The organism is Sinomonas cellulolyticus, from assembly GCF_014656475.1.
In the GTDB taxonomy this organism is placed as follows: Bacteria; Actinomycetota; Actinomycetes; order Actinomycetales; family Micrococcaceae; genus Sinomonas; species Sinomonas cellulolyticus.
Genome location: NZ_BNCM01000001.1, coordinates 405,216 through 422,003, shown reverse-complemented (window position 1 = coordinate 422,003; position 16,788 = coordinate 405,216). Strand labels below are relative to the sequence as shown.

15 protein-coding genes are annotated in these 16,788 nt (G+C 70.4%); 8 read left to right on the top strand and 7 right to left on the bottom strand.

Translation table 11 applies throughout. The annotated features are described in order from the left end of the window. The first annotated feature begins 17 nt into the window (after positions 1–17). Together hisD and nrdR are read left to right on the top strand one after the other, a co-directional pair. The gene (gene hisD / locus IE231_RS01900; protein ID WP_189692214.1) at positions 18–1,388 is read left to right on the top strand and encodes a histidinol dehydrogenase; all 1,371 of its coding nucleotides are present in this window, start codon (positions 18–20) and stop codon (positions 1,386–1,388) included. Positions 1,389–1,536: 148 nt separating this feature from the next. Then, positions 1,537–2,037, top strand: a complete 501-nt coding sequence (nrdR, locus tag IE231_RS01895; RefSeq protein WP_189692213.1) for a transcriptional regulator NrdR — start codon at positions 1,537–1,539, stop codon at positions 2,035–2,037. 71 nt (positions 2,038–2,108) lie between these two features. Here the strand turns inward: nrdR and ppgK are convergent, their stop codons facing one another. Both ppgK and map read right to left on the bottom strand, forming a co-directional pair. Further along, a complete protein-coding gene (gene ppgK / locus IE231_RS01890; RefSeq protein ID WP_189692212.1) occupies positions 2,109–2,909 on the bottom strand; it encodes a polyphosphate--glucose phosphotransferase in 801 nt (266 codons plus the stop codon). A 76-nt stretch (positions 2,910–2,985) separates the two neighbouring features. Continuing rightward, positions 2,986–3,864, bottom strand: a complete 879-nt coding sequence (gene map / locus IE231_RS01885) for a type I methionyl aminopeptidase (RefSeq protein ID WP_189692211.1) — start codon at positions 3,862–3,864, stop codon at positions 2,986–2,988. Between the two features lie 58 nt (positions 3,865–3,922). Here map and IE231_RS01880 point away from each other — a divergent pair, with 58 nt between their 5' ends. Then, on the top strand, positions 3,923–4,129 hold the full coding sequence (locus IE231_RS01880; RefSeq protein ID WP_374189391.1) for an SPOR domain-containing protein: 207 nt from the start codon (positions 3,923–3,925) through the stop codon (positions 4,127–4,129). A 45-nt stretch (positions 4,130–4,174) separates the two neighbouring features. Here IE231_RS01880 and panB read toward each other — a convergent pair whose 3' ends face one another. Further along, positions 4,175–5,044 carry a 3-methyl-2-oxobutanoate hydroxymethyltransferase gene (gene panB, locus IE231_RS01875; RefSeq protein WP_189692210.1) on the bottom strand — a complete coding sequence of 290 codons (870 nt, stop codon included), beginning with the start codon at positions 5,042–5,044 and terminating at the stop codon, positions 4,175–4,177. A 76-nt stretch (positions 5,045–5,120) separates the two neighbouring features. Here panB and glnA (IE231_RS01870) point away from each other — a divergent pair, with 76 nt between their 5' ends. The 3 genes from glnA (IE231_RS01870) to IE231_RS01860 are packed head-to-tail and all read left to right on the top strand — an operon-like array spanning position 5,121 to position 9,917. Then, positions 5,121–6,461 (top strand): type I glutamate--ammonia ligase, encoded by a 1,341-nt coding sequence (gene glnA, locus IE231_RS01870; RefSeq protein WP_189692209.1) that lies wholly within the window; start codon positions 5,121–5,123, stop codon positions 6,459–6,461. 8 nt (positions 6,462–6,469) lie between these two features. After that, entirely contained in the window at positions 6,470–9,538 is a 3,069-nt protein-coding gene (locus IE231_RS01865) for a bifunctional [glutamine synthetase] adenylyltransferase/[glutamine synthetase]-adenylyl-L-tyrosine phosphorylase (protein ID WP_189692208.1), read from the top strand. Positions 9,539–9,590: 52 nt separating this feature from the next. Beyond that, positions 9,591–9,917 carry a cupin domain-containing protein gene (locus IE231_RS01860; RefSeq protein ID WP_189692207.1) on the top strand — a complete coding sequence of 109 codons (327 nt, stop codon included), beginning with the start codon at positions 9,591–9,593 and terminating at the stop codon, positions 9,915–9,917. A gap of 127 nt (positions 9,918–10,044) precedes the next feature. Here the strand turns inward: IE231_RS01860 and glnA (IE231_RS01855) are convergent, their stop codons facing one another. Then, on the bottom strand, positions 10,045–11,469 hold the full coding sequence (gene glnA / locus IE231_RS01855) for a type I glutamate--ammonia ligase (RefSeq protein WP_189692206.1): 1,425 nt from the start codon (positions 11,467–11,469) through the stop codon (positions 10,045–10,047). A 282-nt stretch (positions 11,470–11,751) separates the two neighbouring features. On the opposite strand from glnA (IE231_RS01855), the gene IE231_RS01850 reads away from it, so the two are divergent. Then, a complete protein-coding gene (locus IE231_RS01850) occupies positions 11,752–12,186 on the top strand; it encodes an RDD family protein (RefSeq protein WP_189692205.1) in 435 nt (144 codons plus the stop codon). A 68-nt stretch (positions 12,187–12,254) separates the two neighbouring features. On the opposite strand, the gene IE231_RS01845 is transcribed toward IE231_RS01850, so the two are convergent. The 3 genes from IE231_RS01845 to lipB all read right to left on the bottom strand — a co-directional run bounded on the left by IE231_RS01845 (position 12,255) and on the right by lipB (position 14,789). After that, entirely contained in the window at positions 12,255–12,971 is a 717-nt protein-coding gene (locus tag IE231_RS01845; protein ID WP_189692204.1) for a DUF4191 domain-containing protein, read from the bottom strand. A 112-nt stretch (positions 12,972–13,083) separates the two neighbouring features. After that, entirely contained in the window at positions 13,084–14,094 is a 1,011-nt protein-coding gene (lipA, locus tag IE231_RS01840; RefSeq protein WP_189692203.1) for a lipoyl synthase, read from the bottom strand. Then, positions 14,091–14,789, bottom strand: coding sequence for a lipoyl(octanoyl) transferase LipB (gene lipB, locus IE231_RS01835; RefSeq protein ID WP_189692202.1), 699 nt, complete (start codon positions 14,787–14,789; stop codon positions 14,091–14,093). Before lipB ends, lipA begins: the two co-directional genes overlap by 4 nt. A gap of 116 nt (positions 14,790–14,905) precedes the next feature. Here lipB and IE231_RS01830 point away from each other — a divergent pair, with 116 nt between their 5' ends. Further along, positions 14,906–16,681, top strand: coding sequence for a serine/threonine-protein kinase (locus IE231_RS01830; RefSeq protein ID WP_189692201.1), 1,776 nt, complete (start codon positions 14,906–14,908; stop codon positions 16,679–16,681). Positions 16,682–16,788: the final 107 nt, after the last annotated feature.

Sequence of the window (16,788 nt, the reverse complement as noted above, 5' to 3'; positions counted from 1 at the left end):
GCCGGTAGACTGGTGCGGTGACTTCCGGCTCCCCATCCACGTCCTCGCCCGCCTTCCGCACGATCGACCTCCGCGGCCAGGACCTCGGCCTTGCCCAGCTGCGCGCGGTCGTGCCGAGGCTCACGGCGGGAGACGGTGCGAGCGTCGAGGATGCCGTGCGGGGCATTGTCGACGATGTGCGGGCCCGGGGCTTCTCTGCCCTGGCCGAGCTCGCTGTGCGGTTCGACGGTGTCCGCCAGCGCCACCCCCGGGTGCCTGCCGCGGCCATCTCCGCCGCGCTCGAGGCCCTCGACCCCGACGTCCGCGCCGCACTCAGCGCATCGATCGAGCGGGCACGCGCGTTTGCGGCAGCACAGGTGCCCCAGGACGTCACCGTGCACCCGGGCACGGGCGCATCCGTCACACAGCGGTGGGTCCCCGTGGGCCGGGTCGGCCTGTATGTCCCCGGCGGGCTGGCGGTCTATCCGTCGAGCGTCGTGATGAACGTCGTTCCTGCCCAGGCCGCCGGCGTGGCATCGATCGCCCTCGCGTCGCCGCCCCAGAAGGACAACGACGGCCTCCCTCACCCCACGATCCTTGCCGCCGCGGCACTGCTGGGCATCGACGAGGTCTACGCGATCGGTGGGGCGCAGGCCATCGTGGCGTTCGCGTACGGGATCCCGGCCGCGCACGACGACGCCGGCGAGCTTCCTGCGGTGGCCCCGGTGGACGTGGTGACCGGGCCGGGGAACATCTTCGTGGCGACCGCGAAGCGCCTCGTCAAGGGCGTGGTCGGCATCGACGCGGAGGCCGGACCGACCGAGATCGCCATCCTCGCGGACTCCTCGGCGCGGCCCGACCTCGTCGCCGCGGACCTCATCAGCCAGGCCGAGCACGATCCCCGCGCCGGAAGTGTGCTCGTCACGGACTCGCCCGAGCTGGCCGACCGGGTGCGCGAGCAGCTCGGCATCCTCGTCGGGCAGACCAAGCACCGCGACCGCGTCCTGGAGGCGCTCTCGGGCGAGCAGTCCGGCGTCGTGCTCGTCGACAGCCTCGAGGCCGGCATCGCGGTGTGCGACGCGTACGCGGCGGAACACCTCGAGATCATGACGGCGGACGCTCGCGCCGTCGCCGGTCGCATCCGCAACGCGGGGGCGATCTTCGTGGGGGACTACAGCCCGGTGAGCCTCGGCGACTACTGTGCGGGGTCCAACCACGTGCTGCCCACGTCGGGCACTGCGGCGTTCTCCTCGGGCCTGAACGTGACGACCTTCCTGCGTGCCATCCAGGTCGTCGACTACTCCGAGGCTGGCCTGTCCGAGGTCGCGCGGCACATCCGGAGCCTCTCCGATGCCGAGGACCTGCCCGCGCACGGGGACGCCGTGGACGCCCGCTTCTCGCGCAGCTGAGGCGCGGGCAGCCGAACCGCCGGCAGCTGGAGGCCTTGGAGGCTGAAGCAGGGGGGAGTGCAGCAGACCCCTACACGTAGTGTCGAGACCACTACATCTTGTGGTTCCCTGTTGTGGTGCCCGCCACCCGGTCAGTACCATGGGTAGCGTGTACTGCCCGTTCTGCCGCAATCCCGATTCACGCGTCGTCGACAGCCGCCTCCAGGATGACGGCTCGGCGATCCGCCGACGCCGGCAGTGCCCGGAGTGCGGCCGCCGTTTCACCACGATGGAGACCACGAGCCTGACGGTGCTCAAGCGCTCGGGCGCCGGCGAGCCGTTCAGCCGGACCAAGGTCATCACCGGCGTCCGCAAGGCGTGCAAGGGAAGGCCCGTGACGGACGACGATCTCGCGCTGCTGGCGCAGGAGGTCGAGGAGGCCATCCGCTCGGCGGGCTCGGCCGAGATCCAGGCCCACGACATCGGCCTTGCGATCCTCGGCCCCCTCAAGAAGCTCGACCAGGTGGCCTATCTGCGCTTCGCGAGCGTCTACCAGGACTTCGAATCACTTGCCGACTTCGAGAAGGCCATCGACGTGCTCCGCGCGGAGCAGGCCGGGACCGGGGAATCCGAGCCGGCGGATCAGGAGCCTGCCGCCGCCGGAGCGTAGCGGCCGCCGGCCACAGCCCGAATAGCGACCGAGGGGCCCGGACCGCGGTCCGGGCCCCTCGACGTCGTGCTCTACTTGGCGAGCTTGTGGTGGATGGCCACCTGGAGCGCCGCTCCCACGATCCCCGCCTCGTTCTTGAGCTTCGCCGGGATGATCGGCGTCCGGAGCTTGAGCAGGGGCAGATACTCCTCGGACCGCTTGGAGATGCCGCCGCCCACGATGAACAGCTCTGGGGAGAAGAGGAACTCGACGTGCTCGAAGTAGCGCTGGAGGCGCACCGAGTAGTCTTCCCAGCTGAGGCCGTCCCGCTCGCGCGCGACCGCCGAGGCCTTGGTCTCGGCGTCGTGCCCGTCGATCTCGAGGTGGCCGAGCTCGGCGTTGGGCACGAGCTTGCCGTCGAAGACGAAGGCCGAGCCGATGCCCGTGCCGAGCGTGATGACGAGGACAGTGCCGTCGACATCCTTGCCCGCGCCGTAGCGCACTTCAGCGAGGCCCGCGGCATCCGCGTCGTTGATCACCTCGACCGGGCGGCCGAGCCGGCTCGTGAACGCCTTGTCCACCTCGTAGTCGATCCAGGACTTGTCCACGTTGGCAGCCGAGCGGGCCACGCCGTGCTGGATGATGGCGGGGAAGGTGACGCCGACGGGAGTGCCGGCGTCGGGTGCTCCGTCGCGGCCGCTGAGCTCGTCCACGATCTGCGCGACGACCTCGGCGACGGCCTCGGGCGTGGAGGGCCGGGGCGTGTCGATCCTGTACCGCTCGCCCACGAGCTTGCCCTTCTTCAGGTCGACGATTCCCCCCTTGATGCCGGTGCCGCCGATGTCGATCCCGATGACGGTGTGGGACTTGCTCTTCTTCTCGCTCTTGGCCATGCGTTGCCCTTCTCGGGTGGGGGATTGGGGTGGGCGGACGGGTCTCGGGTGGAGCTGGCCTGGATGCAGCTCGGGGCTAGGGGACCGTCAGGACTTCAGCGCCGGTGTCGGTCACCACGAGCGTGTGCTCGAACTGGGCAGTGCGCTTGCGGTCACGGGTGACGACGGTCCACTCGTCCTCCCACATCTCCCACTCGATGGTCCCGAGCGTGAGCATCGGCTCGATCGTGAAGACCATGCCGGGCTCCATGATCATGTTGTAGGCGGGTGCGGCGTCATAGTGGGGGATGATCAGGCCCGTGTGGAAGGCCTCACCCACCCCGTGGCCCGTGAAGTCCCGCACCACACCGTATCCGAAGCGCTTGGCGTAGGCGGTGATGGCCCGTCCGATCACATTGATCTCACGGCCCGGGGCCACGGCCCGGATGCCACGCTGCAGCGACTCGCGCGTCCGCTCCACGAGGAGACGCGACTCCTCGTCGACGTCCCCGACGAGGAATGTGGCGTTCGTGTCGCCGTGGACGCCGTCCTTGTACGCGGTGATGTCGATGTTGACGATGTCGCCGTCTGCGAGCACCGTCGAATCGGGGATCCCGTGGCAGATCACCTCGTTGACCGAGGTGCACAGCGACTTCGGGAAGCCGCGGTAGCCGAGCGTCGAGGGGTAGGCGCCATGGGCGATGAGGAACTCGTGGCCCACGCGGTCGAGCTGGTCAGTGGTCACGCCCGGGCGGATGTGCTTCCCGACCTCGACGATGGCCTGGGCTGCGATCTTGCTCGCCGCCCGGATCTTCTCGATCTTCTCCGGTGAGACCACGTGCGAGCCCGTGTACTTCGCGGGCGCCTTCTTCCACGCGTACTCCGGGCGGGGGATCGAATCGGGCACTGGCAGGACGGGGCTCACCGTGCCACGCACGAGCGTGCCGATGGGTGCCGTGGAAGGGGCTGAAGGCATAGGGTGAGTCTACTGGTCACGGGGTTCGAACGGGCCGGTTGTGAATGCCAGACGACGCGTGATGGAGGCTGTGAGGATGGTCGAGTACTGGTACAACGTCCGCACCCACGAGGTCGAGGAAGACGCTCAGAGCGACTACACACAGCTGATCGGCCCCTACAAGACCAGAGCCGAGGCCGAGAAGGCGCTCGAGAAGGTCAAGGAGCGGAACAGGGCGTGGGATCCGTCCGACGCCGACGGCGACGGCTGGAGTGACCGGGACTGACGTCCGCCGGGACGAGGCGTCCACCGGCCGAGCTGCCGGCGCGCGTCAGAAGGAGTGCTCGGGGCCGGGGAACTGGCCCGAGCGGACGTCCTGCCCGTAGGCACGTGCGGCGTCGAGGAGGCTCGTGCGCAGGTCGGCGTACTGCTTGACGAACTTCGCCACCTTCACGCCCTCGCCGCCGCGCAGACCGGCCATGTCCTGCCAGACGAGGACCTGTCCGGTCGTGGCGCTCCCGGCCCCGATGCCGATCGTGGGAACGTCGACGGCGGCGTCTACGGCGGCAGCCGTCGAGGCGGGAACCATCTCCATGAGGACGCAGAAGGCGCCCGCGGCCTCAAGGGCCGTCGCGTCCTCGATGAGGCGAGCAGCGTCGTCGCCCCTTCCCTGCACCCGGTAGCCGCCGAGCGCGTGCTCGCTCTGGGGCGTGAAGCCGATGTGCGCCATGACCGGGATGCCCGCCTGGACCATGGCCCGGACCGTGTCCGCGTAGTAGGCGCCGCCCTCGAGCTTCACAGCGTGCGCGAGGCCCTCCTTGAGGAAACGCACCCCGGTGGCGACGGCCTGAGCGGGCGATTGCTCGTAGCTGCCGAACGGGAAGTCAGCCACGACGAGCGCATGGGGGGCCGAGGTCGCCACGGCGCGCACCAGGGGGAGCAGCTCGTCCACCGTGACGGGGAGTGAGGTGGCGTGGCCGAAGACGTTGTTCGCCGCCGAGTCGCCGACGAGGAGGACCTCGATGCCCGCCTCGTCGAAGATCGACGCCGTGTACTGGTCGTAGGCGGTGAGCATCGCGAAGTGCTCCCCCCTCTCCTTGGCCTGGGCGAGGTGGTGGATCCTCGTGCGGCCAGAGCGTGACGTGGGTGCCGGTCCGCCGTAGGGCGCCGTCGAGTCGTCGGAATTCGTGCTGGGGGCCATAGGGTCGAGATTAGTCGATGCTTCAGTAGAGTGGGATGAGCGTGCAGGGCCCAACCGATAAGGATGCGAAGACCCCATGAATCGTCAGCAGGAGTTCGTGCTCCGGACCATCGAGGAACGCGACGTCCGGTTCGTCCGGCTGTGGTTCACGGACGTGGTCGGCTCGCTCAAGTCGGTGGCGCTGGCCCCCGCCGAGGTCGAGGGCGCCTTCGAGGAGGGGCTCGGGTTCGACGGCTCCTCGATCGAGGGCCTCGCCCGCGTGTCCGAGTCCGACATGCTCCTCCAGCCTGACCCTTCGACGTTCCAGATCCTGCCCTGGCGCGGCGAGACCGAACCGACCTCGCGCATGTTCTGCGACATCCTCACCCCGGACGGCGAGCCCTCTCCCGCCGATCCCCGCAGCGTCCTCAAGCGCACGCTGGCGAAGGCCGCGGAGATGGGCTTCACGTGCTACACCCACCCCGAGATCGAGTTCTACCTTCTCGAGTCGGACCAGCTCGGGCCCGATGGCGCTCCCGTCCCCGCAGACCACGGCGGCTACTTCGACCACGTGCCCGGCGGCGTTGCCCAGGACTTCCGCCGCACGGTGGTGAACATGCTCGAGGCCGTGGGGATCTCGGTCGAGTTCTCCCACCACGAGGGCGGCCCGGGCCAGAACGAGATCGACCTCCGCTACGCGGACGCTCTCCAGACCGCGGACAACGTCATGACGTTCCGCACCGTGGTCAAGGAGGTCGCGATCCAGCAGGGCGGCTACGCGACCTTCATGCCCAAGCCCTTCACGTCCCATCCCGGGTCCGGGATGCACACCCACTTCTCGCTGTTCGAGGGCGACAGCAACGCGTTCCACGAGCCCGGGGCGGAGTACCAGCTGTCCAAGACGGCCCGCCACTTCATCGCCGGCCTCCTCAAGCATGCGCACGAGTTCACCGCCGTGACGAACCAGTTCGTCAACTCCTACAAGCGGCTCTGGGGCGGCGGCGAGGCGCCGAGCTACCTCAGCTGGGGCCACAACAACCGCTCGGCCCTCGTGCGCGTCCCGCTCTACAAGCCAGGCAAGAACCAGAGCGCGAGGGTCGAGTACCGCGGCATCGACTCGGCCACCAACCCCTATCTCTCGTACGCCGTCCTCCTCGGTGCCGGCCTGAAGGGCATCGAGGAGGAGTACGAGCTCCCCGCTGCGACCGACGAGGACATCTCGGCGCTGACCACTGCTGAGCGCCGGGTCCTCGGCCACGACCCACTGCCCGCGAGCCTGCACGACGCCGTCAACGTCATGGAGGAATCGGAGTTCATGGCAGAGATCCTCGGAGAGCAGGTCTTCGGGGCCTTCCTGCGCAACAAGCGGCAGGAGTGGAACGAGTACCGGCTCGAGGTCACTCCCTACGAGCTCCACCGCAACCTGGGCATCCTCTAGGGGGCCGCATGGCCGCCCCGAGCCTGACCCGCCGGCTCATCGCGCTGGGATCCTCCGACCCAGACCGCGCCGAGCGGTTCCTCGGCGCGCGGGAGCTCGACGGCGTCGACACCGACCACCTCCTCGAGGGCCTCGCCTCCGCGCCGGACCCTGACGGTGCGCTGCTCACCATCGTGCGGCTCATCGAGCGCAGGCCGGAGGTGCGTGAGCTCATCGACGCGGGGACGGCGCGCAGCGAGTCACTGTTCCGGCTCGTGGGTGCCTCCGAGGCGCTGGGAGACTTCCTGGTCCGGCACCCCGAACACCTCGACGGTCTCACCGGTCCCGTCTCGCCGGAACCGGTCGGCGCGGATCCCGACTCCCTCCGCGGGGCGCTCTTGAGGTCTGTGGGTGCGGACCCAGCGGCCCCGAGGCCGGTTGCGACGGCCACTGGGCCAGAGGCGTATGCGGCGCTGAGGGTGGCGTACCTGCGGCACCTCTGCTCCCTTGCGGTGCGCGACCTCGGCGCAGCGTCCCCCACGGACTTCCTCCCGACCGCTGCAGCGGAGCTGTCCGATCTGGCCGGGGCTGCCCTCGAGGCGGCCCTCGCCGTGTCCCGTGCCGAGGCGGCGCGGACCTTCGGGCGCGAGGACGTCGCCGCCGTCGGCCTCGCGGTGATCGGCATGGGCAAGTGCGGGGCCCGGGAACTGAACTACATCTCCGACGTCGACGTCGTGTACGTCATCGAGGCCCGCGACGCCGCGGCGACGCCCGGCGGAGAGCAGGGCCCTGATCCCCTCGACCCGGCGCGCGCCGTCCAGATCGGCACCGCGCTCGCGACGGGCCTGGCACGTGCGGTCTGGGCTCCGGGACGCGAGCCGGCGCTGTGGCAGGTCGATGCGAACCTCCGGCCCGAGGGCAGGGACGGGCCCCTCGTGCGCACCCTCGAATCGCACCTCGCCTACTACGCCCGGTGGGCGCAGAGCTGGGAGTTCCAGGCCCTCCTCAAGGCGCGCTGCATCGCCGGCGACCGGGACCTCGGCGCACGCTACGAGCAGGCCGTGGCTCCGCTCGTCTGGGCCTCCGCGGGCCGGGAGGGCTTCGTGGAATCCGTGCAGGCGATGCGCCGTCGGGTCACCGACAACATCCCGGCGGCCGAGGCGGACCGCCAGATCAAGCTCGGCGCCGGGGGCCTGCGCGATGTCGAGTTCACCGTCCAGCTGCTCCAGCTGGTCCACGGACGCACGGACGAGTCCCTCCGGGTCCGCGACACCACCTCCGCGATTGCCGCACTGGCCGCTGGAGGCTACATCGGCCGCACGGCTGCGGCAGAGTTCGACTCCTCCTACCGCTACCTGCGCCTCCTCGAGCATCGCCTCCAGCTGTCCAGGCTCCGCCGGACGCACCTTATGCCCACCTCGGAGGACGCGCTCCGCGCCCTCGCCCGCAGCGTCCAGGGTGTGCTCGAGACGAGCCGTGCGTCGCCGGAGCAGCTGCTCGAGGCGTGGCACCGCACCAAGCGGCGCGTGCGCGAGCTGCACGAACAGATCTTCTACCGGCCGCTGCTGAACACCGTGGCGCACCTGAGCCTGGCCGAGGCACGGCTGACTCCCGAGGCGGCAGAGGCCCGCCTCGCGGCACTGGGCTACCGCGATCCGCAGGGGGCCATGCGGCACATCGAGGCGCTCACGGCGGGCGTGAGCCGGCGTGCGGCGCTCCAGCGCCAGCTCCTCCCGGTGCTCCTCGGCTGGATCGCCGAGGGCGCCGATCCGGACGCAGGACTGCTCGCCTTCCGGCGCGTGAGCGAGGCGCTCGGGACGACGCACTGGTACCTCGGGCTCCTGCGCGACTCGTCGGCCGCAGCGGAGCGGCTCTCCCACGTCCTCGCCGATTCGCGCCTCATCGCGGACCTCCTCGAGGTCTCGCCCGAGTCAGTCAAGTGGCTCGGGGACGACCAGGACCTCGTGCCCCTGACGCTCGAGGCCCAGTGGCAGGAGATCCAGTCCAAGCTCTCCCGGCACGAGGAGCCGTCCGCCGCGATGCGGCTCGTGCGGCTGATCCGTCGCCGTGAGATCCTCCGCATCGCCCTCGCGGACAGTTCCGGGGTCCTCGACACGGAGTCGGTCGGCCGCGCGCTCTCGGATGTGGACCAGGCCGCGGTGCTCGGGGCGCTACGGGTCGCGGAAGGGCAGGCCGAGGCGGCCGACGGCGGGCTGCTCACCCACGTCCTCGTCGTCGCCATGGGGCGTCAGGGCGGACGGGAGATCGGGTATGGCTCGGACGCGGACGTCATGTACGTGCACAGGGCACTGCCCGGCGCGCGTCCCGAGGACGCCCAGCGCCAGGCGTTGGCCATCGTCACGAGCCTGTCCGCGTTGCTCACCCAGCCGCTCAAGCCGCCCGTCCTCGCGGAGAGGGTGCTCGCGCTCGACGCGGACCTGCGCCCCGAGGGCAAGAACGGACCGCTTGTGCGCTCGTTCGACTCGTTCGCCGAGTACTACCGGAGATGGGCCCTGACGTGGGAGGCGCAGGCCCTCCTGCGGGCGCGCCCCATGGCGGGCGACGCCGCGCTCGCGGCGGACTTCATGGCCCTCGTCGACACGGTGCGCTACCCCGAGGAGCTGGGACCGGACGAGGTCCGGGAGATCCGCCGGATCAAGGCGCGCGTCGAGGCCGAGCGGCTGCCCCGCGGCGCGGACCCGTCGCGCCACGTCAAGCTGGGACGCGGAGGGCTCAGCGACGTCGAGTGGCTCGTGCAGCTGATCCAGCTCAAGCACGCCGCGCGCCACCCTGAGCTGCGCACCACCGGCACGATGGAGGCGCTCTCCGCGGCGACGGACTTGGGGCTGATCGCGCCGCACGAGGCGGAGCTGCTGGGAGAGGCCTGGCGGCTCGCGAGCCGCATCCGCAGCGCCAACGTCGCGTGGAGCGGCCGCGCGTCGGACCTCGTGCCGACCAAGCGGAGGGACCTCGAGGCGGTGGCCCGATGGTGCGGCTACCTACCGGACCAGGCGACCGCGTTCGAGCAGCACTACCTCAACGTGACCAGGCGGGCACGTCAGGTCTTCGAGCGGCGCTTCTACGGGGTGGGCGAGTGATCAGGATGTCGACGGCTGGACGAGCCGGAGGGCGCGGGAGAGAGGGAGAGCCATGCATGAAACGGTGAACGTCGCGGCGGCCGCCGAGGAGGAACTCGAGAAGGCACGGACGAGCCCGCACGGCCGCAGCGCGAGAGCGCTCGTGCGCGACGGCCTGCTCCGCCACACTCTGCTCGCGATCCTCGACGGCCAGGTCCTGGGGGACCACGCGAAGCCGGCGGGGGCGACCCTGCAGGTGCTGCGGGGCACCTTCGTGGTGCGCTCGGAGACGGCCGAGGTCCGGCTCGCGGCCGGGGAGGTCGGTGTCCTTCCCGGGCCACGGCATGACGTCACGGCTGAGGGCGACTCGATCGGCATCCTCACCACCGTGGCGGCGTAGCACCGGACGCCTGCTCGGCGTCCTCCGCGTCGGTCAGTCCTCCAGACGCACGACGGCGCCCCCGCCTCCCGCTGTCATGCTGCGGGAGGCGGGGGCGCCGTCGTGCGCTGCTGCGGCGTGCCGAGGATCAGCAGCCGAAGTAGAGCTCGAACTCGTACGGGTTCGGACGCAGCGAGAGGGGCATGATCTCCTTCTCGCGCTTGTAGGCGACCCAGGTGTCGATGAGGTCCTGGGTGAAGACTCCGCCAGCCTGGAGGAACTCGTTGTCCGCCTCGAGGGCCTCGAGGGCCTCCTCGAGCGAGCCCGGGGCCTTGGGGATGTCGCGGGCCTCCTCGACGGGGAGCTCGTAGAGGTCCTTGTCGATCGGGGCCGGCGGCTCGATCCGGTTGCGGATGCCGTCGATGCCGGCCATGAGCTGGGCGGCGAAGGCGAGGTAGGGGTTGGACGAGGGGTCCGGCGCGCGGAACTCGATGCGCTTGGCCTTCGGGTTGGATCCCGTGATCGGGATGCGGATGCCGGCGGAGCGGTTGCCCTGCGAGTACACCATGTTGACCGGGGCCTCGAAGCCCTTCACGAGGCGCTTGTAGGAGTTCACCGTCGGGTTCGTGAAGGCGAGCACCGCGGAGGCGTGCTTGAGCAGGCCGCCGATGTACCAGCGCGCGAGGTCCGAGAGGTTGGCGTAGCCCTTCTCGTCGTAGAAGAGCGGCTCGCCGCCGTTCCACAGCGACTGGTGGCAGTGCATGCCGGAGCCGTTGTCGCCGAAGATCGGCTTGGGCATGAACGTCACGGCCTTGCCCCACTCGAGGGCCGTGTTCTTGATGATGTACTTGAACTTCTGCAGGTCATCCGCTGCGCGGACCAGGGTCGAGAACCGGTAGTTGATCTCGGCCTGGCCGGCGGCGCCGACCTCGTGGTGGGAGCGCTCGACCTCGAGGCCCGCCGCATCGAGGGCGAGGCACATCGCGTCGCGGAGGTCGGCCTGGTGGTCGACCGGAGCCACGGGGAAGTAGCCGCCCTTGAACGGGGTCTTGTTGCCGAGGTTCCCGCCCTCCTCCTCGCGGCCCGAGTTCCACGGGGCCTCGATGGAGTCGACCTTGTAGAAGGATCCCTGCGGCGAGGACTCGAACTGCACGTTGTCGAAGACGAAGAACTCGGCCTCGGGGGCGAAGAACGCCGTGTCCGCGATGCCGGTGGAGGCAAGGTACGCCTCGGCACGCTCGGCGACGCCGCGCGGGTCGCGGTGGTAGGGCTCGCCGGTGCGCGGGTTGACGATCGAGAAGTTCAGCGCGAGCGTCTTCTCCACGCGGAACGGGTCCACGAATGCCGTGGTGACATCGGGGATGAGCTGCATGTCCGACTCGGCGATGCCCTGGAAGCCACGGATCGAGGAGCCGTCGAAGAGCTGGCCGTTGACGAAGAAGTCCTCGTCCACCGTCTTGGCAGGGATGTTGAAGTGCTGCTGGACGCCCGGCAGGTCGGTGAAGCGGATGTCGACGAACTTGACGTCTTCATCCTTGATGTACTTGAGGACTTCGTCCGCAGACTTGAACATCTGTACTCCTAACGCAGGGTGGGTAGTGCCGGGCCGATGGCACACGCAGGCAAAAGCCGCGGGCCGAACGCCTCGCTCCAACTGGTACCACACTACGAGCAGCGGATTTCCCGTCCGTGTCCGCATTGTTTCAGCGACGTTACGCGGGCCCTTCGGGTGTAAACGCTAGCGGCGGCGGGGGCTCGGGGCCAGAGCGGGGGCGGAATCCGGACGGAATCAGCGGCGGTGGGCTCCGCTTGTAGCCGGGTACGGGGTGTCCGGGGTGGTCCCTAGAATGGAGGGGTGATCGACCGCAGAGACATCGGATCCTGGATCAGCGGGCCCCAGCTGGAGGAGGGTGACTATCCCGGCAGGCGTCTCGGCATGCCGCGGACCGGCCCCGGCTCCGTGGGCCGAACCGGCCGCCGCGTCCTGGGCCTGTGCATCGACTGGGCCGCCTCCTACGCAATCGCCGCGGCCTTCTTCGGCGGCTCCCAGATGTCGATTCTCCTGGTCTTCGCCGTCGAGCAGATCCTCCTCGTGGGGCTGGCCGGGTTCGGCCTCGGGCACCGGATTGCAGGGCTCAAGGTCCGCCGGCTCGACGGCGGCCCCGTGGGCATCCCGCGGGCGGCACTCCGCACGGTCCTGCTCTGCCTGGTGATCCCCGCCGTCATCTTCGACCCGGACCAGCGCGGCCTGCACGACAAGGCCGCGGGGACCGTCGTCGTGCGCCTCTGACCGCGCGTGCGAGAGGGCCCCGGCAGCATTGCCGGGGCCCTCTCCGTGTCGTCGTGGGTGCGCCTGGATCAGCGGCCGCGCATGGCGCGGCGGTCGGGCCGCATGCGGGACGGATCGATGCCCTTGGGGATCGGCAGGCGAGTGCCGAGCGATGCGATCCGCTTGCTCACGGCGGCAACCTCGACCTTCGTGAGCTCGGGCTTGAGCTTGTTCATCGTCTTGGCGACGTTCCGCAGGGGAGTCTGGCCCTCATCGCGGCCGGTCTCGATGACGTGGATCGGAACGTTCGGGAGGATCCGCACGAGGCGTTTGCGCTCGCCGTCGACCAGCTGGCGCACGCGCACGCTCGGTCCCTCGGAGACGAGCACCACTCCGGGGCGCCCGATGGCGCGGAAGACGACGTCCTGCGTCCGCGGGTTCACGGCAACCGGCTGCTCCTCGACGATCCAGCCGCGGCGGAGCGAGTTGAGTGCCGCCCCGGCGGCACCGGGCTGGCCCTCGATCTGGGCATAGGCCGCGCGCTCTGCACGGCGGCTGAGGATGAACACCGCGCCGAGGATGCCGAGCAGGATGCCGATGATGAGACCGGTGATCCAGTTGTCCAGGAGGAAGCCGATCAGCAGGCTCACCGCCGTGACCCCGAGGAACACGAGCAGCATGAGCCACACTGCGTTGGGGTCGGCCTTCCGCGTCATTTGGAAGACCTGGAGGAACTGCTGGAAGCCGTTGGGCTTCTTCGCCTTCTTCGGAGCGCTGTCCGAGGGGGTGTTGGTGCTCTTCGCCATAGTGACTCAATTCTAGGTCACCGGCGGCGATCCGCCTCACCGGTGCTGACGCGGGAGGTCCTACGGCCGTCCCCCGTCAGCACCGTGCGGGCGCACGACGGCGCGCTGCGGCTCAGGCGTGCCGGGCGGCGACCAGCGTGGCCGCCTCCTGCCGGGTCGTCCCGGAGGACTCGATGTGCGCGAGCTGGGCCGGGATTTCCCAGCCCTTCTTGCGCATCGCGGTCGCCCAGAGCCGGCCGGCGCGGTACGACGATCGGACCAGCGGTCCGCTCATGACCCCGAGGAAGCCGATCTCCTCGGCCTCCTGGGACAGCTCGACGAACTCCTCCGGCTTGACCCAGCGCTCCACGGGGTGGTGGCGCTCCGACGGGCGGAGGTACTGCGTGATGGTGATGAGGTCGCAGCCGGCATGGTGCAGGTCCCGCAGCGCCTGGGAGACTTCCTCGCGGGTCTCGCCCATACCGAGGATCAGATTGGACTTCGTGACCATGCCCTGGTCGCGGCCCTGGGTGAGCACATCGAGTGAGCGCTCGTAGCGGAAAGCGGGCCGGATGCTCTTGAACAGACGCGGAACGGTCTCGACATTGTGGGCGAACACCTCGGGGCGCGCCTCGCAGATCGCCGTGATGTGCTCCGGCTTGCCGGAGAAGTCCGGGATGAGGATCTCGACGCCGGTGCCGGGGTTCAGCTCGTGGATCTGGCGGATGGTCTCCGCATAGAGCCAGACGCCCTCGTCCTCGAGGTCGTCGCGGGCAACGCCGGTCACGGTCGCGTAGCGCAGGCCCATGGACTGCACCGAGCGGGCCACCTTGGTGGGCTCGAAGCGGTCCAGGGGGGAGGGCTTGCCCGTGTCGATCTGGCAGAAGTCGCAGCGCCGGGTGCACTCGGAGCCCCCGATGAGGAAGGTGGCTTCCTTGTCCTCCCAGCACTCGAAGATGTTGGGGCAGCCAGCCTCCTCGCAGACGGTGTGCAGCCCCTCCTTCTTCACCTGGTTCTTGAGCTGGATGAACTCCGGCCCCATCTGGACCTTGGCCTTGATCCACTCGGGCTTGCGCTCCACCGGGGTCTGCGAGTTGCGCTGCTCGATGCGCAGGAGACGGCGGCCTTCGGGCGCGAGGGTCATGCGAGTGCTCCTTCGTTCTGCGCCGGCGCGGCGGGGACCGCTTCGGTCTGGGCGACGAACTCGTCCGCACGGCGGGAGAGCTCCTCGGTGATGCGGTCGATGATGTCGGTCGGCGTGACCAGGCGGCCGCACTCGGCCGAGATCGTGGTCGTCCCCGCGTCCGTGATCCCACACGCGATGATCTGGCTGTACGGCTCGAGGCTGTTGCTCGCATTGATGGCGAACCCGTGGCCGGTGACGCCGTCATGGACGCTGATGCCGATTGCGGCGATCTTCCGGTCGCCGCCGCGCTCGTCGGCGCGCACCCAGACGCCGGAGCGGCCGTCGACGTGCTCGGCCTTGATCCCGTACTCGGAGATGACCGTGATCATGACGTCTTCGAGGAGCTCGACATAGGCCCGGATCGCGCGGGGCTCGGCCAGCCGGACGATGGGGTAGCCCACGAGCTGGCCCGGCCCGTGCCACGTGAGCTTGCCGCCGCGGTCGACGGGGATCACGGGGGTGCCATCGAGGGGACGCTCGTGGTCCTCGGTGCGCTTTCCTGCCGTGTACACGGGGGAGTGCTCGAGGAGGAGGACAGTGCTGGGGGCGGTTCCCGCCACCACGCCGTCGTGGAGCTCGCGCTGGGCGGCCAGACCGTCGGAGTACTCGACATAGTCAGGCGCGAGCCCCAGCCGGGTGAACGCAAGAGTCATGGGGACAAGCTTAGTCCTCGGCCCCGTCGGCCCCCGAAGACTGTGACGAGGGTCGCACCGCGGCTGCCTGTGGATAACTTCCGAGGCTCTCACCGGATCTGCGGTAGACATGAGCCATGGACGCTCTCCGCCAGCCACAGCCGTCGGACCCGTCGGGCAGGTCCGGCATTGGGGATCTGGGATCGGCCTCGGCGGCCTTGCCCGGGCCTCTGCCGGTACTGCCCGGCTATGAGACTCTGCGCCCCCTGGGGGCGGGAGGGGCGGGCGCGGTGTGGCTCGTGCGCGAGTCCGCTACCGGCCGGGAGTTCGCGGCGAAGGTCATCGTCGGCGACAACGCCATGGACCGCCCGGCGCAGGATCTGCTCGAGCGGGCCCGGAAAGAGGTCCGCATCGCCCAGGCGCGGCCGCACGAGCACATCCTCCGGGTCCATGCGGCACTGCCTGCTGAAGCATCAGGCCAGCCCGCTGTGGCGATCCTGGCCGACTACGCTCCGGGAGGCTCGCTCGCGGCACTGGTGCAGGTGCGTGGGGGTCTGCCCGTGGGGGAGTGCGTGACGGCGGTGGCGCCGATCGCCCAGGCGCTGGCCGCCCTGCACGCCGACGGCACGGCCCACGGGGATGTCTCGCCCGGGAACATCCTCTTCACGGTGGAAGGCAAGCCGCTCCTCGCCGACTTCGGCCTCGGCCGCATGATCGGAGACGAGGGCGTCGAACGCGGAGGGACACCGGGATTCACTGCGCCGTGGTCCACACCGGCCTCCACGCACGACGCCGGCCGCCCCGCTGAGGCTGGTGCCCTCCGTCCCGCGGTCCTCGCCGCCGCCGATGATGTCTTCTCCCTCGGAGCGGTGGCCTGGTTTGCGCTCACGGGCGCGCCGCCCGCCCCGACGGACGCCCGAGCGCCCCTTCCCCTCCTGCTCGACGACGTGCCGATGGAGCTCACCGCGGCCGTCGAGGCCGCCCTCCGGGACGATCCCCGGCAGCGCCCCTCGGCCGAGGAGCTTGCCCGGTCGATACTCCGCAGTGCCCGGCCCGCGCACGTGGATCTCGCCGCAGCCGTGGACGACACCGTCCTGCCCCAGCTGATCACGCGCCGGCGGGAGCCCGAACGCAGCCGGCGGCAGTTGCTTTCCCTGGGCCGTCGCCGCGGACTGCCACGACGCCGACGCGCCGGCCGACGTCGTGCCGCCAGCGCGCAGGCCAGCGGCGCGTGGGCCGACAGGCGGGGAGCACGCTCCCACCGTCGCGGCCGCGCCCATGGCCGGCGGCGCTGGCTCCTCTGGTCAGGCGCCGCGGCGACTGCCGTCGGCGCTGTGCTCGCCCTCGTGTGGTGGGTGGGCTTCGGAGCCGCGCCGACCGCTGGACGTGACGGCGCGATAGCCGCCCAGCAGGTCGGCATGGACGCGGCAGTCCGGCCCGCCTCGTGGGCGGCCCTGCCGGACCGGCTCCGGCACTCGGCGGAGTCCGCGGATCCGGTGCAGGCGGTCCAGGCACTCTCCGAGATCCGGGCCCGCGCGATCGCCGCCCGCGACCGGGAACTGCTCGCCGCCGTCAACGCGCCGGGATCAGCAGCCCACGCCGCCGACACCGCACTGCTGGACCGCCTGGCCGCGGACGGCCAGCAGCTCGAGGGCTTCAGCGCCCGCGTGCTGACCGCATCCCTTGACGCACCTCTGGCCGGAGGCGGGAGCAGGCAGGACCCGGGTGCCCCGCGTGCGGCCGGCGCGGAGATCGCCGTCGTGCGTGCGCGGGTGGTCACGAGCGGGTACACGGTGAAGGACAGCAGCGGGACGACCGTCGGCGAGCGGCCTTCGGGGGCGGACCAGGAGCTCCGGGTGGTGGTGCAGCGTGCGGGAGGGAGCTGGAGGGTCGCGGCCATCGCTCCCGCGTGACGCCCGTCCCGCCGCTGCTCGCGGCAGCCTCGGGATGCGGCGCGCGTCACACTGGCCGCCGAGCCTCCGGACATGCCACGTCGCCGACAGGTGCCCTGCCTATGATC